The 22,454-nt window shown below is 63.5% G+C and carries 21 protein-coding genes; 9 read left to right on the top strand and 12 right to left on the bottom strand.

Going from position 1 to position 22,454, the window contains the following annotated elements:
• Positions 1-192 precede the first annotated feature (192 nt).
• From sugE to BCA01S_RS09040, 11 genes are all read right to left on the bottom strand, one after another.
• Positions 193-513, bottom strand: coding sequence for a quaternary ammonium compound efflux SMR transporter SugE (sugE, locus tag BCA01S_RS09090; protein ID WP_027776639.1), 321 nt, complete (start codon positions 511-513; stop codon positions 193-195).
• A gap of 120 nt (positions 514-633) precedes the next feature.
• Positions 634-1,332, bottom strand: a complete 699-nt coding sequence (gene kdpE, locus BCA01S_RS09085) for a two-component system response regulator KdpE (protein WP_027776638.1) — start codon at positions 1,330-1,332, stop codon at positions 634-636.
• Entirely contained in the window at positions 1,325-4,234 is a 2,910-nt protein-coding gene (locus BCA01S_RS09080) for a DUF4118 domain-containing protein (protein ID WP_027776637.1), read from the bottom strand. The genes kdpE and BCA01S_RS09080 overlap by 8 nt, the downstream gene beginning before the upstream one ends.
• Before the next feature lie 194 nt (positions 4,235-4,428).
• The gene (gene kdpC, locus BCA01S_RS09075; protein ID WP_027776636.1) at positions 4,429-5,007 is read right to left on the bottom strand and encodes a potassium-transporting ATPase subunit KdpC; all 579 of its coding nucleotides are present in this window, start codon (positions 5,005-5,007) and stop codon (positions 4,429-4,431) included.
• Positions 5,008-5,050: 43 nt separating this feature from the next.
• The gene (gene kdpB, locus BCA01S_RS09070) at positions 5,051-7,147 is read right to left on the bottom strand and encodes a potassium-transporting ATPase subunit KdpB (RefSeq protein WP_027776635.1); all 2,097 of its coding nucleotides are present in this window, start codon (positions 7,145-7,147) and stop codon (positions 5,051-5,053) included.
• 82 nt (positions 7,148-7,229) lie between these two features.
• A complete protein-coding gene (gene kdpA, locus BCA01S_RS09065) occupies positions 7,230-9,035 on the bottom strand; it encodes a potassium-transporting ATPase subunit KdpA (protein WP_027776634.1) in 1,806 nt (601 codons plus the stop codon).
• Positions 9,032-9,124: a K(+)-transporting ATPase subunit F gene (kdpF, locus tag BCA01S_RS09060; protein ID WP_020069547.1), complete on the bottom strand. Its 93-nt coding sequence runs from the start codon at positions 9,122-9,124 to the stop codon at positions 9,032-9,034. The genes kdpA and kdpF overlap by 4 nt, the downstream gene beginning before the upstream one ends.
• A complete protein-coding gene (locus tag BCA01S_RS09055) occupies positions 9,121-9,234 on the bottom strand; it encodes a hypothetical protein (RefSeq protein WP_020069546.1) in 114 nt (37 codons plus the stop codon). Before BCA01S_RS09055 ends, kdpF begins: the two co-directional genes overlap by 4 nt.
• Positions 9,235-9,447: 213 nt before the next feature.
• Complete coding sequence (locus BCA01S_RS09050; protein WP_027776633.1) at positions 9,448-10,422, bottom strand: quinone oxidoreductase family protein; 975 nt, start codon at positions 10,420-10,422, stop codon at positions 9,448-9,450.
• A 63-nt stretch (positions 10,423-10,485) separates the two neighbouring features.
• Positions 10,486-10,875 carry a methylglyoxal synthase gene (locus tag BCA01S_RS09045; RefSeq protein WP_027776632.1) on the bottom strand — a complete coding sequence of 130 codons (390 nt, stop codon included), beginning with the start codon at positions 10,873-10,875 and terminating at the stop codon, positions 10,486-10,488.
• A gap of 98 nt (positions 10,876-10,973) precedes the next feature.
• Positions 10,974-11,753 (bottom strand): SDR family oxidoreductase, encoded by a 780-nt coding sequence (locus BCA01S_RS09040; protein ID WP_027776631.1) that lies wholly within the window; start codon positions 11,751-11,753, stop codon positions 10,974-10,976.
• A gap of 249 nt (positions 11,754-12,002) precedes the next feature.
• Here BCA01S_RS09040 and upp point away from each other — a divergent pair, with 249 nt between their 5' ends.
• The 9 genes from upp (at position 12,003) to rng (ending at position 20,677) form a co-directional block, all read left to right on the top strand.
• On the top strand, positions 12,003-12,653 hold the full coding sequence (upp, locus tag BCA01S_RS09035; protein WP_027776630.1) for a uracil phosphoribosyltransferase: 651 nt from the start codon (positions 12,003-12,005) through the stop codon (positions 12,651-12,653).
• 458 nt (positions 12,654-13,111) lie between these two features.
• Entirely contained in the window at positions 13,112-13,840 is a 729-nt protein-coding gene (locus BCA01S_RS09030) for a YebC/PmpR family DNA-binding transcriptional regulator (protein ID WP_027776629.1), read from the top strand.
• Between the two features lie 362 nt (positions 13,841-14,202).
• Complete coding sequence (gene purD, locus BCA01S_RS09020) at positions 14,203-15,501, top strand: phosphoribosylamine--glycine ligase (protein ID WP_027776627.1); 1,299 nt, start codon at positions 14,203-14,205, stop codon at positions 15,499-15,501.
• Positions 15,502-15,661: 160 nt separating this feature from the next.
• Positions 15,662-16,585 (top strand): oxygen-dependent coproporphyrinogen oxidase, encoded by a 924-nt coding sequence (gene hemF / locus BCA01S_RS09015; protein WP_027776626.1) that lies wholly within the window; start codon positions 15,662-15,664, stop codon positions 16,583-16,585.
• Between the two features lie 61 nt (positions 16,586-16,646).
• Positions 16,647-17,363, top strand: a complete 717-nt coding sequence (locus BCA01S_RS09010) for a nicotinate-nucleotide adenylyltransferase (RefSeq protein WP_042318273.1) — start codon at positions 16,647-16,649, stop codon at positions 17,361-17,363.
• 4 nt (positions 17,364-17,367) lie between these two features.
• The gene (rsfS, locus tag BCA01S_RS09005) at positions 17,368-17,823 is read left to right on the top strand and encodes a ribosome silencing factor (RefSeq protein WP_027776624.1); all 456 of its coding nucleotides are present in this window, start codon (positions 17,368-17,370) and stop codon (positions 17,821-17,823) included.
• Positions 17,824-17,889: 66 nt separating this feature from the next.
• On the top strand, positions 17,890-18,360 hold the full coding sequence (gene rlmH / locus BCA01S_RS09000) for a 23S rRNA (pseudouridine(1915)-N(3))-methyltransferase RlmH (RefSeq protein WP_020069536.1): 471 nt from the start codon (positions 17,890-17,892) through the stop codon (positions 18,358-18,360).
• 208 nt (positions 18,361-18,568) lie between these two features.
• A complete protein-coding gene (locus BCA01S_RS08995) occupies positions 18,569-19,198 on the top strand; it encodes a Maf family protein (protein WP_027776623.1) in 630 nt (209 codons plus the stop codon).
• A 9-nt stretch (positions 19,199-19,207) separates the two neighbouring features.
• A complete protein-coding gene (rng, locus tag BCA01S_RS08990) occupies positions 19,208-20,677 on the top strand; it encodes a ribonuclease G (protein ID WP_027776622.1) in 1,470 nt (489 codons plus the stop codon).
• 98 nt (positions 20,678-20,775) lie between these two features.
• On the opposite strand, the gene BCA01S_RS08985 is transcribed toward rng, so the two are convergent.
• Complete coding sequence (locus tag BCA01S_RS08985) at positions 20,776-22,431, bottom strand: tannase/feruloyl esterase family alpha/beta hydrolase (RefSeq protein WP_027776621.1); 1,656 nt, start codon at positions 22,429-22,431, stop codon at positions 20,776-20,778.
• Positions 22,432-22,454 lie beyond the last annotated feature (23 nt).

Raw genomic sequence — 22,454 nt, 5'->3', positions numbered from 1 at the left:
GGCGCGCGGTGCGTGCCGGGCGCTTCGGCAGGCCAATCACGAAGGAGCCGCCACACCGAAGTCGTCAGACCCGCGCCAAGCCGGCCGCGCCAAGCAGGCCGCGGGCAACTTCAGGTTGGTTTCAATCTCATTATAGCCACGTTAATTCGCAGAACGCAGAGTGGCCTGCAAAATGGCGGCGTGCGCAGAGACTCAATGTCCCGAGGACAGCTTGAGCCCGACCAGGCCGACGACAATCAGCGCCGCGCTTGCAACCCGCGCGACCGTGAGCGCCTCGCCCATCATCACGATGCCGAAGATGAACGCGCCGACCGCGCCGATGCCGGTCCACACCGCGTAAGCGGTGCCGAGCGGCAACTGCCGCATCGCCATGGCCAGCAGGACGAAACTGCCGACCGCCGTCACGATGGTGAACAGCGAAGGCCACAGCCGTGTGAAACCGTCCGAGCTTTTGAGACCGGCCGCCCAAGCGACTTCGAGCAAACCGGCGACGAATAGAAGAATCCAGGACATGAAACAGCTCCATTGGTCAGATGGGGCCGTCCCCGTTTGTGAAAAGCGTAAGGCCGTCCTTACGGTTCGTAATTATAACGATCCGCTCGCCATCGCGCTGCGAGGCGCACGCCGCCATGCTCAAGCCACGCCGACCAGCCGGTAACCGACACCTGTTTCCGTGACGATGTGCTCGGGTTGCGCCGGATCGCGCTCGAGTTTGCCCCGCAAATGCGCCATATAGATTCGCAGATAGTGATAGCTCTCGACATGCGACGGACCCCACACGTCGCGCAGCAATTGCCGGTGCGTCAGCACGCGGCCTGCATGGCGCACCAGCGTCGCGAGCAGCCGATACTCGATTGGCGTCAGATGAACCGCGGCGCCTTCTCGCGTCACCTGGCGCAACGCCAGATCGACGCTTACCGCGCCGAAGCGCACCTGCGGCGACTCGTTCGCGCCGCCCTGATTCCGACGCCGCAGATGCGCGCGAATTCGCGCGAGCAGTTCGGACACGCCGAAGGGCTTCGTCAGGTAATCGTCCGCACCGGCATCGAGCGCCGCGACTTTCTCGCTCTCCTGCGTGCGCGCGGACAGCACGATCACCGGCAATTCGCTCCAGCCGCGCAATTCGCGGATCACGTCGAGACCGTCGGTGTCGGGCAGGCCGAGATCGACGATCACGAGATCGGGCTTGCGCGTCGCAGCTTCTACCAGGCCCTGCTTGCCGGTCTCGGCGTCATGCACGGCGATGCCCTCGCCCTCCAGCGCCGTGCGCACAAAGCGGCGAATCTGCTTTTCGTCTTCGATCAGAACGACGGTGATGCTCGGCTCACTCATGAGTTGGTTTCGCTAGCTGGTCCAGGTGCGCGTTCGAATGCGGGTCCAAACCCGCGGGTGTTGAGCCTGATTGTCCCGGATTGTGTCCCAGATCGTCGGCGGCTTCTTCGTCCATCGGATCCGGCGCGTCCGGCGGCGTGTCGACGGGCAGCGTGAACCAGAAGCGCGCACCGTCGATGCGGCCTTCAGCCGCTTCTGCCGAACCTGCCGACCCGGCCGCCATGCGATTAAGTGCGCCGATGCTCCCGCCGTGCGCTTCCACGATCGCTCGACAAATCGCGAGACCCAGGCCCACGCCGGGCTTGGCCGATTCCTTCTCGCCACGGGTGAACTTCTCGAACACTCGCGTTTCCATGCCGACCGGCAGGCCCGGCCCATTATCGTCGACAGTGACGCGCACGAACGGCTTGCCGTCCGGCTCGAAGCGTTGCGCGCCGATGGTCAGCGGCGTACCGGGCGACGTGTATTTCGCCGCATTCTCGAACAGGTTCGAGAAAAGCCGCTCCATCAGTACAGCGTCCAGATGCAGCAACGGCAGGTCGGCCGCGAGATTGACCTGCACCGGGTGTCCGTTCAGCGCACGCTTGCAGGCGCGCAGCGCGGCGCCTACGGTTTCTTCGAGCGGCGTCCACTGCCGGTTGAGCTGCAGGCTGCCCTCCTGCAAGCGCGCCATGTCGAGCAGGTTCGTCACGATCCCGGTCATGCGCAGCGCTTCTTCATGGATCGCCTCGACGAGTTCACCGTCGCGCTCCACGTCGACATGAGTTCCCCGCGATTGTGCGAGCATCGACGAGAAGCCGACAATCGTTGTAAGCGGAGTGCGCAAATCGTGCGAAATCGCGGACAACAGCGAGTTGCGCAAACGTTCGGATTCCATACTGACAAGCGCGTCGCGCGCGATGTCCACATAATGCACGCGCTCGAGCGCGAGCGCGATCTGCGCGGCGAACGCGTCGAGCATGCGCTCCTGTTCAGGCACGTCCAGTTCGCGTTCGTCGCGCAGCACCACCGCAAGCACGCCGCGCGTGCGCATCGGCGCCTTCAGCGGCAGATATAAAGCAGCCGCGGCGGGCAGCGTGTCAGTACCATGTCCGGCCGGCTTCTGGTGATCGTAGACCCATTGGCCGACATCGGTATCGAGCAGTTCGCCTTCTAGCGTGACTGCGGCGTCCGGGTCCTCGATTTTCTGCTTCACCCGATCGGCGCTGTCCGGCAACAGAACCGCAACGCGCGCGCCGAACACTTCGCTCACGTGACGGCTCCCAATGCCGACGATCTGTTCTGTCGTCAGCGCCGCGGCCAGTTCGCGCGCCATCGAGTACATCGCGCCGGTGCGCTGCTCGCGACGCCGCGCCACGCGCGCCTCGCGCCGCAAGCTCGACGTTAGATGGCTGATCACGAGCGAGGTCAGCAACATGCCGAAGAACGTCAGCAGATATTGCGTATCCGACACCGACAGCGACAAGCGCGGCGGCACGAAGAAAAAGTCGAATGCGGCGACGCTCAGGAACGACAGCAGCACGCCGGGCCCGCGCCCGAGTTTCGCTGCTGTGAAGATCACGCCGAGCAGATACAGCATGACCAGGTTCGTCAGATCGATGTGATCGCTCAACTGACTCGACAACGCGGTGATGCCCGCGCAGATCGCCAGTGCGAAGCCGTACGCGCGCGGCGGCGAGCGGCGTTCGCGCGCGGCGCTCAACGCTTCGCGCCACGCGTTCGCAGTCGTGCTGAGCAAGCGGTGCTGCTCGCCACTGCCGCTTTCCGACGACGACGGGCGAATCAGCGTGAGATCGACATGACCCGCCTTTTCCGCGATGCGTTCGCCAAGCGGGCGGCGCAGCCAGCGCGTTAAACCCGAGCGGGTCGACGCGCCCGCCACCAGTTTCGACACATTGCGAGCCTGTGCGTAACCGGCCAGCGCCGAAGCCGCGTCGACGCCCGCGAGCGTCGCCGTTTCCGCGCCGAGTTCAGCGGCGAGCTTCAATGCGTTCAGCGTGCGTTCGCGCCGCGCATCGGGCAAGCGCTGCAGCGCGGGTGTCTCCACATACACGGCGATCCAGTCCGCCTTCAGACTCGTGGCGAGACGCGCCGCCGCGCGCACCAGCATCGGCGCTTCAGGGCCGGGACCGACGCATACCAGCAAGCGTTCGCGCGCCTGCCAGATCCGTTCGATCGAACGGTCGGCACGATACTCCCGCATTTGCGCGTCGACCCGATCGGCGGTACGGCGCAATGCCAGCTCGCGCAGCGCGATCAGGTTGCCCTTGCGAAAGAAATTGCGCACGGCGCGCTCGGCCTGTTGCGGCAAATACACCTTGCCGTCGCGCATGCGGTCGAGCAGTTCCTCGGCTGGAAGATCGACCAGCGTGACTTCGTCGGCGCGATCGAACACACGGTCGGGAACTGTCTCCCACACGCGAATGCCCGTGATCTGTCCAACCACGTCGTTCAGACTTTCCAGGTGTTGAACGTTGACAGTCGTATAGACGTCGATGCCGGCGTCGAGCAGTTCATACACGTCCTGCCAGCGCTTGAGATGCCGCGCGCCCTGCACATTCGAATGCGCGAGTTCGTCGACGAGAATGAGTTGTGGCTTGCGCGCCAGCGCCGCGTCGAGATCGAATTCGCCGAGCTTGCGCCCACGGTACTCAAACTGTGCGAGCGGCAGCACGTCGAGTCCTTCGAGCAGCGCGGCCGTTTCGCCACGTCCATGCGTTTCGGCGATGCCGACCACCACGTCCGCGCCTTCGTCGCGACGGCGGCGCGCCGCCTGCAACATCGCGTATGTCTTGCCGACGCCCGCCGACGCGCCGAAAAAAATCTTCAGCCTGCCGCGTTGACGCTGTTGTTCGTCGCGTTGCAGCTTGTCGAGCAGTTGATCGGGATCGGGGCGGTTCATGCTTGCATGTTCGATGATAGGCACGCGGCGGTGCGTGCATGGTGGCACGGCGGCGGCCCGGCCGCAAATCGTTCATAACGATGCACGGCCATGCCCTGTTAAAAGATAAGAACCGCGTTCGCGCCCGCCGCCTGTTCCGCGGGTTGTCCAGCCGCTCCCCGGCTAGCGCTGCGCCGGACTCCGGTCAGGCGCCCTCACTCGCGCTTCATCTCGTCGAGCGCAAGGTTCAGTTGCAGCACATTCACGCGGGGCTCACCGAGAAAGCCGAATTGACGGCCACTCGTATAACGGTCCACTAGCGCTCGCACATCGTTCTCTCCGAGCCCGCGCGCTTTCGCGACCCGATCGATCTGATAAGCGGCCGCCGCCGGGCTGATCTCAGGGTCCAGCCCGCTTCCGGAAGACGTCACCAGATCGACCGGCACGGGCTTGGACATATCCGTTCCCGCAGCCTTCAACGCGTCGATGCGGCCTTTCACTTCGTCCAGAAGCGCCGGATTGGTCGGGCCGAGATTGGAGCCGCCCGAGGCCTGCGCGTTATAGGGCATCGGGCTCGTGGCCGATAAGCGTCCCCAGAAGTACTGCGGCGCATCGAACTGCTGGCCGATCAGCTTCGAGCCGACCACCTTGCCGTCCCGCTCGATGAGGCTGCCATTGGCCTCATCGTGAAACAGCGTTTGGCCCACGGCGGTGACCAACGCCGGATAAGCGAGGCCGGTTACGGCGCTGAGCACCGCGAAAAGAACGATCAACGGACGCAACAGATTTTTCATGACGATTGTTTCCTCGTAGGCTGCCGATTTTCAACAGCCGGACTCAAACCCAGCCAAACGCGGCGAGCACCATATCTATCAACTTGATGCCGATGAACGGCACCACGATTCCACCCAGCCCGTACACGAGCAGATTGCGTCGCAGCAGAACCGCAGCGCCAAGCGCCCGATAACGCACGCCTTTCAACGCGAGCGGAATCAGCAGCACGATGATCAGCGCGTTGAAAATCACCGCCGACATGATCGCGGATGCCGGCGTCGCCAGATGCATCACGTTCAGCGCATTCAGTGCTGGATAGGTGGTCGCGAACGCAGCCGGAATGATCGCGAAGTACTTGGCCAGGTCGTTGGCAATTGAAAACGTGGTGAGCGAGCCGCGCGTCATCAGCATCTGCTTGCCGATTTCTACGATCTCGATCAGCTTCGTCGGATTCGAATCGAGGTCGACCATGTTGCCGGCTTCTTTCGCGGCCTGCGTGCCGGTGTTCATCGCAACCGCGACGTCGGCCTGTGCGAGCGCAGGGGCATCGTTCGTACCGTCGCCCGTCATGGCCACGAGGCGTCCTTCGGCCTGATGCGCGCGGATCGTCGCGAGCTTCGCTTCAGGCGTTGCTTCGGCGAGAAAATCGTCGACACCCGCTTCTGCCGCAATCGCCGCCGCCGTCAGCCGGTTGTCGCCCGTCACCATCACCGTCTTGATGCCCATTTTGCGCAACTCGGCAAAGCGTTCCTTGATGCCGCCTTTCACCACATCCTTCAACTCGATCACACCCAGCACGCGCGCACCGTGTTCGCCTTTCTCAGCGACGACGAGCGGCGTGCTGCCGCGCCGCGCGACTTCGGCGACTGCGTCGCTGACTTCGTGCGGAAAACGGCCACCGTTCGCTTCGACGTAATGCTTCACCGCATCCGCGGCGCCCTTGCGAATTTCGCGGTTCGGCAGATCGACGCCGCTCATCCGGGTTTGCGCGGTAAACGCGAGGAACACCGCATGCAGTGACGCCATATCGCGCTGACGGATGTTGAAACGCTGCTTAGCGAGCACGACGATGCTGCGTCCTTCTGGCGTTTCGTCGGCAAGCGAGGAGAGCTGCGCTGCGTCCGCGAGCGCTTCTTCAGTGAGACCCGGCGCCGGAACGAAGAGCGACGCCTGGCGATTGCCGAGCGTGATCGTGCCGGTCTTGTCGAGCAACAGCACGTCGACGTCGCCGGCGGCCTCGACCGCGCGGCCCGACGTTGCAATGACGTTCGCCTGCATCATGCGGCTCATGCCGGCCACGCCGATGGCCGACAACAGGCCGCCGATCGTGGTCGGGATCAGGCAAACCAGTAGTGCGACGAGAGCGGTGATCGTCACGACGTGGCCCGCCGCGTTTGCCAGATGCGCCGCTTCCACGGAGAACATCGAGAACGGCAGCAGCGTGGCCGTCGCGAGCAGCATCACGATGGTCAGCGCGACCAGCAGAATGGTCAGCGCGATCTCGTTCGGCGTCTTGTGACGCTTCGCACCTTCGACCATCGCGATCATGCGATCGAGGAACGCTTCGCCGGGGTTTGCGGTGACGCGCACGACGATCCAGTCGGACAGCACGCGCGTGCCGCCCGTCACCGAAGAAAAGTCGCCGCCCGACTCGCGAATCACGGGCGCGGATTCGCCGGTAATCGCGGATTCGTCGACGGACGCGACGCCCTCCACCACCTCGCCGTCGGCCGGAATCACGTCGCCGGTTTCGATCAGCACGACGTCGCCACGACGCAGATCCGACGCGGTGACGATCCGAATTGGCGACTTCGGATGCGGCTCGTTCAACTTCTTCGCCATCACGTCTTTCTTGGCGCTGCGCAGCGATGCGGCCTGCGCTTTAGAGCGGCCCTCGGCGAGCGCTTCGGCGAAGTTCGCGAACAGCACTGTGAACCATAACCACAGCGTGACCGCGAGGATGAAACCCGCAGGCGCCTCCGCCTGACCGGCGAGCGCGGCGATCCACAGGATCGTCGTGAGAATACTGCCGACGTACACGCAAAACATCACCGGGTTACGGAATTGCGTGCGCGGCGTGAGCTTCCTGAAAGAGTCCGCGATCGCCGGGCGCAGCAGCGCCGGATCGAACATGGACCTCGTTGCATTGTGTTCAGTCATTGCATCCTCGAATTTCGCGTTGCTTTTTTACCGACGCGTACGGATACGCGTCTTGCCACGTCCTTGCGCATCAGTGCTGGCATCAGTTCGCGCCCATCATCATCAGATGTTCGACGCCCGGACCGAGCGCGAGCGCCGGCACGTAAGTGAGCGCACCGACCAGCAGCACCGTGCCGAGTAGCAGAACGACGAAGAGCGGCCCGTGCGTCGGCAGCGTGCCGCCGGTCACGCCGATGCGCTTCTTGGCGGCAAGCGAGCCGGCAATCGCGAGCACGGGGACGATCGTGCCGAAGCGGCCGAACCACATCGCAATTGCAGTGAGCCAGTTATAGAAAGGCGTGCCCACGGTCAGGCCAGCGAACGCGCTGCCGTTGTTGTTCGCGGCCGAACTGAACGCGTAGAGGATCTCCGAGAAGCCGTGTGCGCCCGGATTGGCGATGCCCGCCTTGCCCGCGTCGCTCAGCACCGCGATCGACGTGCCGACCAGCACGAGCAACGGCGTAAGCAGAACGACGATGGACACCATCTTCATCTCGTACGCTTCGATCTTCTTGCCGACGTACTCAGGCGTGCGGCCGATCATCAGACCCGCCACGAACACGGCGAGCAGCGCGAACACCAGCATGCCGTACAGGCCCGAACCGACACCGCCGAAGATCACTTCGCCAAGCTGCATCAGCAGCAGCGGATAAAGGCCGCCGATAGGCGTCAGCGAATCGTGCGTGTTGGCGACCGCGCCGCACGAAGCCGCCGTCGTCGCGACAGTGAAGATGCCGGATTGCGCGATGCCGAAGCGCGTTTCCTTGCCTTCCGCGTTGCCGCCCGACTGCATCGCGCTCGCCGACTGATCGACATGGAGCGCGGTGAATGCCGGATTGCCGCCCTGCTCCGCTCCGATCTCGCCGAATACGCATACGCCGAACGCAATCGTCATTGCCGCGAGCACGGCCACACCCTGCTTGCGGTCCCCGATCATGCGGCCGAACAAGAGCGCGAGCGCGGCCGGGATGATCAGAATCGAAAAGATCTGCAGGAAGTTGGAGAACGGCGTCGGGTTCTCGTACGGATGCGCGGAGTTACCGTTGAAGAAGCCGCCGCCGTTGGTGCCGATCATCTTGATCGCTTCCTGCGACGCAACCGGACCCATTGCGATGGTCTGCGTTTTGAGCGGCGTATCGACTGTCACCGCATTACCCTTCGCGTCCTTGACCGGATTGCCTTGCGCGTCGAGCTTCGGTGCGGCGTAGGTCGTGGTTTGCAACGTCGGCACGTCTTTATACGCGTTAAAGTTCTGGATTACGCCCTGGCTCATCATCAGCGTCGCGACGATGACCGCCATCGGCAGCAACACGTACAGCGTCACGCGTGTGAGATCGACCCAGAAATTGCCGATGGTTTGCGCCGTATGGCGGGCGAAGCCGCGAATCAGCGCGATCACGACGACGATGCCGGTTGCCGCAGAGAAAAAGTTCTGCACCGTGAGGCCGAGCATCTGCGTGAGATAACCCACCGTTTGTTCCGGCGTGTAGTCCTGCCAGTTCGTATTGGTCACGAAGCTGATCGCGGTATTGAATGCACCGTCGACGGTCATGGCGCCGAACTGCTGCGGATTGCCGGGTAACCAGCCCTGCACGCGCAACAGCAGATAAAGAAACACGACGCCCAGCGCATTGAACGCGATCGTTGCGATCGCGTAGTGCTTCCAGCTCATTTCCGTCGACGGATCGACGCCAGCGACGCGGTACAACAGCCGCTCGATGGGTCCGCCGATGCGCAGCACGCGCGAACTGCCGTCCATCACACCGTGCAGATAGCGCGACACAGGCACCGCGGCGGCCAGCAGCACGACGATAAAGAGCGCCGCCTGCAAGACATTATTCGCGTTCATTCGATGTCCTCCGCGCGCAACAGCGCATAGACGAGGTACGCAAACAGCAGCGCGGTTGCCGCGCCGGAGAGCCACAACATCCAGTTCATGAGCGTGCCCCCTGGCCGCGACGGGACAGCATCAGCTTCTCGCAGCCGGCAATCAGTGCAAACGTCAGCGCGGTGAAAAGCGCGACGGCTACGACATACAGCGCATCCATTTTTATTCTCCATTGACGGAATTCGGATAGCCGCAACGGTATGCGCATGCGCGTAAAGGGCTGATCAAAGCTGCGGTTTGCGATATAAAAATCGCGTAAACGCACAAGGCCGTTGCATCGCGAGATGCAACGGCCCTGGTGGTGGTCAACGGCTCGACCTGGTTAGATGCTCAGGTCCGGGCTGTCAGGAAGACGCGCGAACGCGCATGAGGACTACGGTAACAGGATGGTCGACCCCGTGGTCCTGCGTGATTCGAGATCCGTATGCGCCTGACCGACATCGGCGAGCGCGTAGCGCTGGTTGATGCTCGTCTTGACCTTGCCTGAAACCAGCACATCGAATAGTTCGGCCGACATCGCCTCGTAGTCGCTGCGTTTGCCGATATACGTGAACAGCGTGGGACGTGTGAAGAACAGCGAGCCGCGGCCGGCGAATTCGGATGAGTCGATAGGCGGCAGCGGTCCCGACGCATTGCCGAAGCTCACGAACATGCCGAGCGGCGCGAGGCAATCGAGCGAGCCCGTAAACGTATCTTTACCAATGGAGTCGTACACCACCGGCACGCCTGCACCATTGGTGATTTCGCGCACGCGCTTCGTGAAGTTTTCACGCGTATAGACGATTGCGTGGTCGCAGCCATGGGCCTTCGCGATCTCCGCTTTCTCGTCGGAGCCTACGGTGCCGATCACCGTCGCGCCCAGTGCCTTCGCCCACTGGCACACGAGCAACCCGACACCGCCCGCGGCCGCCTGAATCAGGATGGTGTCGCCGGCCTTGACACGATACGTGCGGCGCAGCAGGTACTGAGCGGTCAGGCCTTGCAGCATCACCGAGGCGGCCTGTTCATCGCTCACCGCGTCTGGCAGCCTGATGACCTGTGCGGCCGGCAGCACGCGCTCCTGCGCATAGGCGCCGGGCGGCCTTGCCACGTAGGCGACGCGATCGCCCGCTTTCAGATCGTTCACGCCCGCGCCGACCGCGATCACCTCGCCGGCTGCTTCCATGCCGAGGCCGCCCGGCAGCGGCAGCGGATACAGACCGGTACGAAAGTACACGTCGATATAGTTGAGCCCGACCGCCGTCTGACGGATGCGAATTTCGCCGGCTCCGGGGTCGCCCACCTCGACGTCGACCCATTTCATCACTTCGGGGCCGCCGGTTTTATCGAATCGGATTGCTTTGACCATTCGTGTCTCCTTGATTTGGAATGCGGGCTGATTGTCTGGCCGATGAGCCTCGCGTATGCAGCGTCAAACCTGTTGCGCGAGACGCAGCGTGAGTACGTCGAGAACCATGCGTGCCGTCGAGATGTTGGTCGCGCACGGAATGTTGTGTACGTCGCATGCGCGTACCAGCGCGTTGATATCCGGTTCGTGCGGTTGCGACGTCATCGGATCGCGCAGGAAAATGACCATGTCCACGCGCCCTTCCGCGAGTTGCGCGCCGATCTGCAGGTCGCCGCCGTGTGGGCCGGACAGCATGCGCTCGACGGTCAGCCCGTGCGCTTCGCTAATGCGCCCGCCGGTCGTGCCGGTCGCGACGACGTCGCAGCGCTTGAGCGTGTCGACGTATTCGCCGGCCAGTTTGACGATGTCGTCTTTCTTGTGATCGTGCGCGATCAGCGCAATGCGGGTGGTCATGACGTAAGACTCCTGGAACCGTTGTGATTGTCGTTGTTGTGATGTTGCTCGAAGTGCCGCCGTGGACCCACGGCGCGCACCTATGTGAACGTATGCGTCTAGAACGTGCCGGGATAAGCGCCGCCGTCGATCAGCCAGTTCTGTCCGGTGATGTAACCCGCGTGGACGCTGCACAGAAAGGCACAGGCACGGCCGAATTCGTCGGGATTGCCGAAGCGTCCGGCGGGAATCGCCTTCATGCGCTGCGCGCGGGCTTCTTCGAGGGAAATGTTGTTCGATTTCGCTGCCGCTTGCATCGTGACGGCGATCCGGTCCGTATCGAACATGCCCGGCAGCAGGTTGTTGATCGTGACGCCGGTGGGCGCCATCTTGCGCGCGAGACCCGCGACGAAACCGGTCAGGCCCGAACGCGCGCCATTCGACAGGCCCAGTACGTCGATCGGCGACTTCACGGCCGAACTTGTGATGTTGACGATGCGCCCGTAGCCGCGTGCGCTCATCGAGTCGATAGTCGCCCGAATCAGCTCGATCGGCGTGAGCATGTTGCTTTCCAGCGCGCGGATCCAGTCGTCGTGTGTGAATTCGCGGAAGTCGCCGGGCGGCGGGCCGCCCGCGTTATTCACCAGAATGTCCGGCTGCGGACAAGCCGCGAGCGCGGCTGCCCGACCTTCGGGCGTGGTGATGTCGCATGCGACCGTCTTCACCTCGACGCCAGTTCGACGGCGAATGTCGTCGGCTGTCGCTTCGAGCGGGCCGGCAGTGCGGGCGACGATCGTCAGGTTGACGCCTTCAGCCGCGAGCGCTTCAGCACAACCGCGCCCCAAACCCTTGCTCGCCGCGCAAACCAGCGCTGTGCGTCCTGCAATGCCCATGTCCATGTATGCGTTCTCCTCGCTGGCGTCTTGCTGAATGGTTGCAAAGTTTCCCCCGATTCTAGAAGAATCGGTGCCGGACTGCGCCGGGCTGCTGCAATCTCCGGTATCTTCCGGGGCCACTCTTTCGGTAAACTTGCGCCGTGGCGCGTGCGCCGGCCGTCGCAAGTTGATTGCGCTCGCCGCGCAATGCGCCGAACCGATCCCCGGATCGGCCCCGAATCGACCTTTTTGCCGCCGCTCGTGCCCCCGCCCATGACTCAGGACAGCCGTTTCCCCAACCTTTTCATCCTCGATCACCCGCTGATCCAGCACAAGCTGTCGCACATGCGTGACCGGGACACCTCGACGCGCACGTTCCGCGAACTGCTGCGCGAGATCACGCTGCTGATGGGCTACGAAATCACCCGCAATCTGCCGATGACCACCCGCCGGCTCAGCACGCCGCTCGTCGAGATCGACGCGCCGGTGATCGCCGGCAAGAAGCTCGCCATCGTGCCGGTGCTGCGCGCGGGCATCGGCATGTCGGACGGCCTGCTGGAACTGGTGCCGTCCGCGCGCGTGGGTCATATCGGCGTGTATCGCGCGGAAGATCACCGGCCGGTCGAATATCTGGTGCGCCTGCCCGATCTCGAGGACCGCGTGTTCATTCTGTGCGATCCGATGGTCGCAACCGGCTATTCGGCGGTGCATGCAGTCGACGTGCTCAAGCGCCGCAACGTGGCCGGCGAGAATATCCTGTTCCTCGCGCTGGTCGCCGCACCCGAAGGCGTGCAGGTGTTCCAGGACGCGCATCCGGACGTGAAGCTTTTCGTTGCATCGCTCGATTCGCATCTGAACGAGCACGCGTACATCGTGCCGGGCCTGGGCGATGCGGGCGACCGCTTGTTCGGAACGAAGAACTGACAAATAGAAAAATGGGGCCGGCGGCATCTCATTGCCGCCGCTGAACGCCGCGCACGCGCACTTTCTGTGCAATTCACGTCGACGTCTGCCTCTGCCGCCCCGTCCCGCCGTGATAAAATTCGAGTCCACTTAAAGGGCAGCCCCGCTTCCGGCACCTCGAGGCTCACAGCGTGTCCTGGCGGGCAATGCACGCTGACCGGCCAGCCAGCCGTTATTCGCGGTGCCGTTAGCCGCACGGCGCCTGCCGGCCGCGCCACAGTGCTTCGCACCCGCCGGCCGCGCCCGGCGCGATGAGACAAGGCGCGGCGCGACTTGGACTTGAGTAACGGCGGCTAAACGGACAAGGGCGCGAATTCAGCATCGAGGCGCAAGGCGGCAAGCACACGCACGAGCGCCCGGAATCGCAACGACAATTGCACAATGCGTGCGCCCCGCTGGCGCGCGCGACGGAGAAAGGTATGGCGGGTCATTCGAAATGGGCCAACATCAAGCATAAGAAAGCAGCGGCCGACGCCAAGCGCGGCAAGGTCTGGACGCGGCTCATCAAGGAAATTCAGGTCGCGGCGCGCATGGGCGGCGGCGACATCGACTCGAATCCGCGTCTGCGGCTGGCCGTCGAAAAGGCGTACGACGCCAACATGCCGAAAGACAACGTCAACCGCGCGATCCAGCGCGGCGTGGGCGGTGTGGACGGCGCGAACTACGAAGAAATCCGCTACGAAGGCTACGGCATCGGCGGTGCGGCGGTGATCGTCGACACCATGACCGACAACCGTACCCGCACAGTGGCGGAAGTGCGTCACGCGTTCTCGAAGAACGGCGGCAACATGGGCACCGACGGCTCGGTCTCGTTCATGTTCGATCACGTCGGCCAGTTCCTGTTTGCGCCGGGCACGCCCGAAGACAAGCTGATGGAAGCCGCGCTCGAAGCGGGTGCCGACGACGTCGTCACGAACGAAGACGGCAGCATTGAAGTTCTGTGCCCGCCGAACGACTTCCCGAAGGTGAAGACCGCGCTCGAAGCCGCGGGCTTCAAGGCCGAAGTGGCCGAGGTGACAATGAAACCTCAGACGGAAGTCGAGTTCACAGGCGACGACGCGGTCAAAATGCAGAAGCTGCTCGACGCGCTGGAAAATCTGGACGACGTGCAGGAAGTCTATACAAACGCCGCGATCGCCGACGAGTGAGTGTGCTCAGGCACCGTTCGGATTGGGGCTCGCGTTGATCGACGAACCCGAACTCGCGACGGGCCGCCGACGGGCCTTCGCGTTGCTGCTTGATTGCGGCTTTGTTGCTGGTTTGCTGCGGCTTGCTGCCGCTTTACCGCTGCGTTACCGCCGCTTGATGCAGATCGTTGCGCTGAACGGGCGTTTCGGACAGAGGTGGAGGGTTGTGCGCCCGCCACGTCATCGCCACTCGGGCTCGTCCCGGACTTGGTGCGCCGGCTTGATCGCCGGCGCGGGCCGACCCGGCGCGAATCTCGCTATTTATTGCACGGCTGCGCTCGCTGCTTCAGCCGTTTATCGTTTTTAAAGTCTCGGGGATTCACATGAAGTTACTCGTCGTCGGTTCCGGCGGTCGCGAACATGCGCTCGCATGGAAGCTCGCGCAATCGCCGCGGGTCCAGCTCGTCTACGTGGCTCCTGGCAACGGCGGAACCGCGCAGGACGAGCGTCTGCGCAACGTCGACATTACCGAGCCGGCCGCGCTCGCCGATTTCGTCGAGCAGGAACAGATCGCCTTCACGCTGGTTGGGCCGGAAGCGCCGCTCGCGGCAGGCATTGTCAATCTGTTCCGTTCCCGCGGCCTGAAGATTTTCGGACCGACGAAGGAAGCCGCGCAGCTCGAAAGCTCGAAAGACTTCGCGAAGGCGTTCATGAAGCGCCATGCGATCCCCACGGCCGAATACGAAACCTTCGCCGACGTCGCCGCCGCGCACGCGTATCTCGACGCCAGGGGCGCACCGATCGTCATCAAGGCTGACGGCCTAGCCGCCGGCAAGGGTGTGGTCGTCGCGCAGACGCTGGAAGAAGCGCACGCCGCGGTCGACATGATGCTGTCGGACAACAAGCTCGGCGACGCCGGCGCGCGCGTCGTGATCGAGGAGTTCCTCGCGGGCGAAGAGGCAAGTTTCATCGTGATGGTAGACGGCAAGCATGTGCTGCCGCTCGCGTCGAGCCAGGACCACAAGCGTCTGCTCGACGGCGATCAGGGCCCGAACACCGGCGGCATGGGCGCCTACTCGCCCGCGCCGATCGTCACGCCGCAACTGCATGCGCGAGTGATGCGCGAAATCATCCTGCCGACCGTGCGCGGCATGGAAAAAGAAGGCATCCGCTACACCGGCTTTCTGTACGCCGGCCTGATGATCGACGCGCAAGGCAATCCCAGAACGCTCGAGTTCAACTGCCGCATGGGCGACCCCGAAACGCAGCCGATCATGGCGCGTTTGAAGGGCGACTATTCGAAGGTGGTCGAGCAGGCAATCGCGGGCACGCTGGACACGGTGGAGCTGGAGTGGGACCGCCGCACCGCGCTCGGCGTGGTGCTCGCCGCGCACAATTATCCGGATACGCCGCGCAAGGGCGACCGCATCAACGACATTCCTGCCGAGACGGCCGACTCGGTCACCTTCCATGCGGGCACCACGCTAACCGAGGGCAAGCTCCTCACGTCGGGCGGCCGCGTGCTTTGCGTGGTCGGTCTAGCCGATTCGGTGCGCAGCGCGCAGTCGGTCGCGTATGAAACGATCAACCAGATTTCGTTCGACGGCATGCAGTACCGGCGCGACATCGGCTATCGCGCGCTGAACCGCAAGCACGACGCGAAGACGGAAGGCAAGCACTGACGCGCGAGGCGCTCGCCGGTTCGCGGCGCCAGCGGCGCTACACTGCGGGGATGCGGGCGCGCCCGTTCGGCCGCGCCTTCGCGACGGCGTCCTGGAAACACAGCGCGGCGCCTCACGAGCAACCCGCGGCACCGACGTGCCGCCTTCAGCACCTGCATTGATGACCGATTCGAGCTACGACGCACAAGCCGTGCGCATCTGGCTGCAAAGCCTGCAAACCCAAATCGCGGACACGCTGGGCGCGTTCGACGGCAAGCCGTTCGCCACCGACGCATGGCAGCGCACGCCCGGCGAAAAGCTGCGCGGCGGCGGCTTCACGCGCATTCTGGAAGGCGGCAACTTCTTCGAACGTGCCGGCATTGGCTTTTCCGACGTCGCGGGCGACGCGTTGCCAGGCTCCGCGAGCGCGGCGCGTCCCCAACTGGCCGGGCGCGGCTTCGAGGCGATGGGTGTGTCTCTCGTGCTGCACCCGCACAATCCGCATTGCCCGACGGTGCATATGAACGTGCGCCTGCTGGTCGCCACCAAGCCCGGCGAAGAGCCGGTGTTCTGGTTCGGCGGCGGCATGGATCTGACGCCCTACTACGGCTACGAAGAAGACGCGCGGCATTTCCACCGCGTCTGCCGCGATGCGCTGGAGCCTTATGGCGCGGACTTGTACCCCAGCTTCAAGCGCTGGTGCGACGACTATTTCTTCCTGAAGCACAGGAACGAGCCGCGCGGAATCGGCGGTATTTTTTTCGACGATTACTCGGCGCCAGGCTTCGACCAATCGTTCGCCATGCTCAGAAGCGTGGGCGAAGGATTCCTCAAAGCGTACCTGCCGATCATCGAAAAGCGCCGCAACATTCCGTACGGCGAGGCCGAGCGCGAATTCCAGGCTTACCGGCGCGGGCGCTACGTCGAGTTCAATCTGGTCTTCGACCGTGGCACACTGTTTGGGCTGCAGAGCGGCGGACGCACCGAATCGATTCTGATGTCGATGCCGCCTGTGGTGAACTGGCGCTACAACTGGCATCCCGAACCGGGCACGCCGGAAGCGCGCCTTTACACCGATTTTCTCGTGCCGCGCGACTGGGTGTGAGCGCTCGGCAACCCCGCAGACGCGCACTGCCCCGCACCTGGCTACGACAAAGGACTTTCACCTGAAGCCGAACGCTCATCCCGTTGCACTGCCTCGCCGGATCGGTTTGCTCGGCGGCACGTTCGATCCGATCCACGACGGCCACCTTGCGCTCGCGCGGCGTTTCGCCGACGTGCTGCAACTGACCGAACTGGTGCTGTTGCCGGCCGGCCAGCCGTGGCAGAAAGCGGACGTGTCGCCGGCCGTGCATCGCCTCGCCATGACACGCGCGGCGGCCGGTCAACTCGAGCTGCCGGGCGCGACGGTGCGAGTCGCAACCGACGAAATCGAACACGAAGGCCCGACCTACACTGTCGACACGCTGCAACGCTGGCGCGAGCGGGAAGGCGACGAGGCATCCATTGCATTGCTGATCGGCGCGGATCAACTGGTGCATCTCGATACATGGCGCGACTGGCGGCGCCTGTTCGACTTCGCGCACATCTGCGCGGCCACGCGGCCCGGTTTCGATCTCGCGTCGATTCCTCCCGCGGTCGCGAGTGAAATCGACGCACGCCGCGCCGGCGCCGACGTTCTGCGAGCCACGCCTTGCGGCCACTTGCTGATCGACACCACGCTTGCGTTCAACGTCTCGGCCACCGACATTCGCGCGCATCTGCGTGAACAGGTGAGCCAGCGGCTTGCCCATGTGGGCGGCGAACAACAGGGTGAGGCCGCAAGCCACGTCCCCACTGCGGTGTGGGACTACATTCTTCAACATCATTTGTACCACCGGTAAACCCATGGATATTCGCAAACTGCAACGCGTGATCGTCGACGCTCTCGAAGACGTCAAAGCGCAAGACATCAAGGTGTTCAACACCAGCCACCTGACGGCGCTGTTCGATCGCGTGATCGTCGCGAGCGGCACCTCCAACCGGCAAACCAAGGCGCTGGCCTCGAGCGTGCGCGAGGGCGTGAAGGAAGCCGGCGGTGACATCGTCAGCACCGAAGGCGAGGACATCGGCGAATGGGTGCTGGTCGATTGCGGCGACGCGATCGTCCACATCCTGCAACCGGCGCTGCGCCAGTACTACAACCTCGAAGAAATCTGGGGCGACAAGCCGGTCCGCATCAAGCTCTCTACGCCTGATCCGTTCGGCGGCGCGCGTTCGAGCGAGCCCGACGAGGAGGAAGAAGACGAAGAAGCGCCGGCTGTGAAGAAGCCCGCGCGCAAGACGGCCGCGCGCCGCAAGTGAGCGGGCTTTGACTGCTCGCTGCAACCGCGTCCCAGCGGAACTGCGCGAGCGGCGCTCCTACGCATCATGAAACTGCACATCCTCGCTGTCGGCCACAAGATGCCCGACTGGATCGCTGTCGGCTTCGACGAATACGCGAAGCGCATGCCGCCGGAGCTGCGTATCGAGTTGCGCGAAATCAAGCCCGAGCAGCGTTCGTCAGGCCGTCCGGCCGAGAGCGTAATGGCCGCCGAGCGCTTGAAGATCGAGGCAGCGTTGCCCAAAAACGCGCGCATCGTCGCGCTCGATGAACGTGGCAAAGACTGGACCACCATGCAACTTGCAGGCGCCCTGCCCGGCTGGCAGCAGGACGGCCGCGACGTCGCGTTTCTGATCGGCGGTGCCGACGGGCTCGATCCCGAACTTAAGGCACGTGCCGACATGATGCTGCGCGTGTCGAGCCTCACACTGCCGCACGCAATGGTACGTGTGCTGCTCGCCGAACAGCTTTACCGCGCGTGGACCATCACGCAGAATCATCCCTATCATCGCGCGTGAGTGAGATCGATCGGGACACCTGGCGTTTCGAGTCCCGCTGGTCCTGACGCGGGACGTTGTGGCCACAGTTGCCAGCATCGCCGGCAATTTCCATCGTTCCTCGTTACGCTGCTGACGCACTCCCGTAGCCTCGCGCCCGCATGCCGAGCCTCGCCCGGGCGCGCTCGATAACGCACGCCCGCATAAACCGTTTGTTCGAGACAATTTCATGCCAACGTCCGCCGCTTCGCTGCATCCATTCGTGTATCTCGCGTCGCAAAGTCCGCGCCGTCAGGAGTTGTTGCAACAGATCGGCGTGCGCTTCGAACTGCTGCTGCCGCGCCCCGATGAAGACGCCGAAGCGCTCGAAGCCGAATTGCCCGGCGAGCGTGCGCACGATTATGTGCAGCGCGTGTGCGTGGCGAAAGCCCGGGCCGCGCATGCCCGGCTCGTAGCCGGCAACCACGCCGCGCGACCTGTTCTGGTTGCGGATACAACCGTCACCATCGACGACGCCATTCTCGGCAAGCCGCTCGACGCCGACGATGCCGAAGCGATGCTCGCGCGCCTGTCTGGCCGCGATCACGAAGTGCTGACGGCCGTGGCGGTAGTCGATGCTTACGGCGAGCTGCTGCCCGCCGCGCTGTCCACATCGACAGTGCGCTTTGCTGCGTTGCATCGAGACGCGATTCGCCGCTACGTAGCGAGCGGCGAGCCGTTCGGCAAGGCGGGAGCGTACGGCGTGCAAGGGCGCGCCGCGGAGTTTATCGAACATATCGACGGGTCCTATTCAGGTATCATGGGTTTGCCGCTTTTTGAAACCGCTGCCCTCCTGCGTGCGGCGCGCATCGACTTCTAGAACAACACCATGAATGAAGAAATCCTGATCAATGTCACGCCGCAGGAAACGCGCGTCGCGCTCGTCCAGCAAGGCGCCGTCCAGGAACTTCACGTCGAACGAACGCTGTCGCGGGGCCGCGTCGGCAACGTCTATCTCGGCAAGGTCGTGCGCGTGTTGCCGGGCATGCAATCCGCTTTTATCGACATCGGTCTGGAGCGCGCCGCGTTTCTGCATGTAGCCGATATCTGGCACCCGCGCATTGCCGGCGAGCCGCAACATCAGACGCCACATCAGCCGATTGAAAAGATCGTGTTCGAAGGTCAGACGCTGATGGTCCAGGTGGTGAAGGATCCGATCGGCACCAAGGGCGCGCGGCTTTCCACGCAAGTGAGCATTGCCGGGCGCACGCTGGTCTATCTGCCGCAGGAGCCCCATATCGGCATCTCGCAGAAGATCGAAAGCGAAGCCGAGCGCGAAGCCGTGCGTGCGCGTCTGACCGCCGTATTGCCTGCCGACGAGAAAGGCGGCTACATCGTGCGCACCATCGCCGAAGATGCGACGAGCGAAGAACTGGCCGCCGACGTCGCCTATCTGCGCAAGACATGGGCAACGATCCTGTCGCAAGGCCAGCGCATGCCGCCCACGAGCCTGCTCTATCAGGATCTGAATCTCGCGCAACGCGTGCTACGCGATTTCGTCAACGATGAAACATCGCGCATTCAGGTCGACTCGCGCGAGACGTATCAGATGCTTGCCGATTTCGCGGCGGAGTTCACGCCGGCGGTGTCCGCGAAACTGCATCACTACACAGGCGAGCGACCGCTTTTCGATCTGTACAACATCGAGGCCGAGATCCAGCGCGCGTTGTCGCGCCGCGTGGATCTGAAGTCGGGCGGCTATCTGGTGATCGACCAGACCGAAGCGATGACCACCATCGACGTGAATACGGGCGGCTACGTCGGCGCGCGAAATTTCGACGACACCATCTTCAAGACGAACCTGGAAGCGGCGCATACCATTGCGCGCCAATTGCGGTTGCGCAACCTGGGCGGCGTGATCATTATCGATTTCATCGATATGGAAAACGTCGAGCATCGCGATCAGGTGCTGGGCGAATTGAAGAAGGCGTTGTCGCGCGACCGCACACGCGTGACCGTGAATGGTTTCTCGCAACTCGGTCTGGTTGAAATGACACGCAAGCGCACGCGCGAATCGCTCGCGCACGTGCTGTGCGAGCCCTGCCCGGTTTGCCAGGGCAAAGGCCAGGTGAAAACGCCGCGTACCGTTTGCTACGACGTGCTGCGCGAGATATTGCGCGAGTCGCGACAGTTCAATCCGCGTGAGTTTCGCGTGGTTGCGTCTCAACTGGTGATCGACCTGTTTCTCGAAGAAGAGTCCCAGCATCTGGCAATGTTAATTGATTTCATCGGCAAGCCGGTGTCGCTGCAGGTGGAGTCCAATCTGAGCCAGGAGCAGTACGACATTGTTCTGATGTAGGTTCACCAACTGGACCGGGAACCGCGCTCTCCATCATTCAAAGACTCGCCTCACACTGATCGTGGCGCCGCCCTGCGGGCGGCGTAAGGCATTGCGCGTTAGGAGCTAGCGCACTGGAAGCTCGCGGCCACATTGATATCTCCGCCAATGTACTTTGGCCATCGTGGATAACGGCAAAGCGGCCGCGTTCTGCCGAGCGTTGCGGCGTTCAGATCGCTCATCGAGAGCGTTTCGGGCGCCTTGCCGGTCTCTACCCATTGATCGAGTGCGGAAAGGGAATCGACGGCCGGATGAAACGGTCCCGTGCCGTGGCCTACGCCCGGCATCAGGTAGAAGCGTACGAACCCATCCACCGTGCTCTGTCCGAAGCGCTGCACAAGGCCGTTGTAGTAGTCCGTGCTCGAATCAGTGCTGACAATCTCGTCTGCAAGACCGTGCGTCATGATGAGCTTGCCGCCTTTTGCGACATAGGCGCTCAAGTCGGTGCTGGTCGCGTCCGTGAGCGCCGACACGGTTTGCACTCGCGACTGGTACGTACCGGGATTCAGCGGGTCGAATGTCAATGAATCGAAAGTCGGCACGCGCGTGACGAAGTACTTGACCCACTGGTCGCCCGTTACCCATTGGTTAGCGTCCTTCTTGCCCGCGGGATTTGCAGGGACTCTGGACTCGCCAAGATCGCGCGTGGTGTTCGGCCCGGCGAAGACTGAACCGGCGAGAATGTTGTAGCCGGCGTAACGCGTCACGCCATTAGCAAGCGGATAAGGTAATTGCAGCGGCGCTGCAATGGTCTGCACGGTCGCGATCTGCGCGTCAGACAGACAGGTATCGCCCGAGTCCGCGCCGCTCGGGCAGCGCAGCGATGCCAGCACCGTGGCCGACTGTGCCTTGCACGCCGCCACGTTCGCGATAACGCCGTCGGCGACGCCGTCGAGCGCATCGCATGCGGTCATGACCGCGTTCTGCAGCAACACCGTTTTCGCCACGTCGAGCCAACCCGCACCGTTATTCAGATAGAGCGCTCGGCCCAGCACGACATTGCTCAGACGAAGCCCCGTATAGTTGAGCGCGGGACGGTTCACCACGATGCCGTCGTAGTCCTGCGGCCAGCGCTGCGCTTCGCTCAGACCATCGCGTCCACCCGTCGAACTGCCGAAGAAATAGACCTTGTCGGGCGCGCTCGCGTAGCGCTTTCTGATCAGCGCCATGGCGACGTCGTGTGTCTTCTTGAGGCTCACGCCGCCGTAGTTCGCAAGCGACTCGTCGTTGGCGGCGAACTTGCCGTCCGTAATGCTCGAGCTCTGATGCCCCGAGTCGTCGCCGAAGGTTGCATAGCCGTTTGCGAGCGGCGTGGATGTGCCGGCCGGGGCCATGTCGAGCGGATCGACACCGGTGATCAGCGTGCCGTCGAAACCGCCGCCGCCATAATGCAGCGCCTTGCGATTCCACCTGGTCGGCAGGTTGACCTGGAATTTGATGGAAGGCGCAGCCGGGTCGACCGGTGCGATTGCACCGTTTACCTGGCAGTATTCGCCGCTCGTTTCCACTAGCGTCGCGCTGGTAATCGTCGCGCCGCTGGTCGGTACAGCAATCGAGGACGCAGGAATCGACAGCCCGCTCAACGCGCTGCATTGTGTGGCCGCCGTGGGCGCAGGCGTCGAACCGCCTGGATTCTCGCTGGTCGGTCCGTTGCCGCCGCATCCGCTGATGCAAAAGGTGAAGGCGAGCGCCCACCCGAGCGATCTTCTGATCATCTTCGTCTCCTGAAACGATTGGC

Origin of the sequence: Paraburkholderia caledonica NBRC 102488 (genome assembly GCF_000685095.1) — a bacterium.
GTDB lineage: Bacteria > Pseudomonadota > Gammaproteobacteria > Burkholderiales > Burkholderiaceae > Paraburkholderia > Paraburkholderia caledonica.
The sequence above is the reverse complement of the archived record's forward strand: the minus strand, read 5'-3'. Positions and strand labels throughout refer to the sequence as shown.

Excerpts from the sequence above, each read along its gene's own strand:
- sugE (WP_027776639.1), bottom strand. The coding sequence starts at position 513 with ATGTCCTGGATTCTTCTATTCGTCGCCGGTTTGCTCGAAGTCGCTTGG.
- kdpE (WP_027776638.1), bottom strand. The coding sequence starts at position 1,332 with ATGAGTGAGCCGAGCATCACCGTCGTTCTGATCGAAGACGAAAAGCAG.
- BCA01S_RS09080 (WP_027776637.1), bottom strand. The coding sequence starts at position 4,234 with ATGAACCGCCCCGATCCCGATCAACTGCTCGACAAGCTGCAACGCGAC.
- kdpC (WP_027776636.1), bottom strand. The coding sequence starts at position 5,007 with ATGAAAAATCTGTTGCGTCCGTTGATCGTTCTTTTCGCGGTGCTCAGC.
- kdpB (WP_027776635.1), bottom strand. The coding sequence starts at position 7,147 with ATGACTGAACACAATGCAACGAGGTCCATGTTCGATCCGGCGCTGCTG.
- kdpA (WP_027776634.1), bottom strand. The coding sequence starts at position 9,035 with ATGAACGCGAATAATGTCTTGCAGGCGGCGCTCTTTATCGTCGTGCTG.
- kdpF (WP_020069547.1), bottom strand. The coding sequence starts at position 9,124 with ATGAACTGGATGTTGTGGCTCTCCGGCGCGGCAACCGCGCTGCTGTTT.
- BCA01S_RS09055 (WP_020069546.1), bottom strand. The coding sequence starts at position 9,234 with ATGGATGCGCTGTATGTCGTAGCCGTCGCGCTTTTCACCGCGCTGACG.
- BCA01S_RS09050 (WP_027776633.1), bottom strand. The coding sequence starts at position 10,422 with ATGGTCAAAGCAATCCGATTCGATAAAACCGGCGGCCCCGAAGTGATG.
- BCA01S_RS09045 (WP_027776632.1), bottom strand. The coding sequence starts at position 10,875 with ATGACCACCCGCATTGCGCTGATCGCGCACGATCACAAGAAAGACGAC.
- BCA01S_RS09040 (WP_027776631.1), bottom strand. The coding sequence starts at position 11,753 with ATGGACATGGGCATTGCAGGACGCACAGCGCTGGTTTGCGCGGCGAGC.
- upp (WP_027776630.1), top strand. The coding sequence starts at position 12,003 with ATGACTCAGGACAGCCGTTTCCCCAACCTTTTCATCCTCGATCACCCG.
- BCA01S_RS09030 (WP_027776629.1), top strand. The coding sequence starts at position 13,112 with ATGGCGGGTCATTCGAAATGGGCCAACATCAAGCATAAGAAAGCAGCG.
- purD (WP_027776627.1), top strand. The coding sequence starts at position 14,203 with ATGAAGTTACTCGTCGTCGGTTCCGGCGGTCGCGAACATGCGCTCGCA.
- hemF (WP_027776626.1), top strand. The coding sequence starts at position 15,662 with ATGACCGATTCGAGCTACGACGCACAAGCCGTGCGCATCTGGCTGCAA.
- rsfS (WP_027776624.1), top strand. The coding sequence starts at position 17,368 with ATGGATATTCGCAAACTGCAACGCGTGATCGTCGACGCTCTCGAAGAC.
- rlmH (WP_020069536.1), top strand. The coding sequence starts at position 17,890 with ATGAAACTGCACATCCTCGCTGTCGGCCACAAGATGCCCGACTGGATC.
- BCA01S_RS08995 (WP_027776623.1), top strand. The coding sequence starts at position 18,569 with ATGCCAACGTCCGCCGCTTCGCTGCATCCATTCGTGTATCTCGCGTCG.
- rng (WP_027776622.1), top strand. The coding sequence starts at position 19,208 with ATGAATGAAGAAATCCTGATCAATGTCACGCCGCAGGAAACGCGCGTC.
- BCA01S_RS08985 (WP_027776621.1), bottom strand. The coding sequence starts at position 22,431 with ATGATCAGAAGATCGCTCGGGTGGGCGCTCGCCTTCACCTTTTGCATC.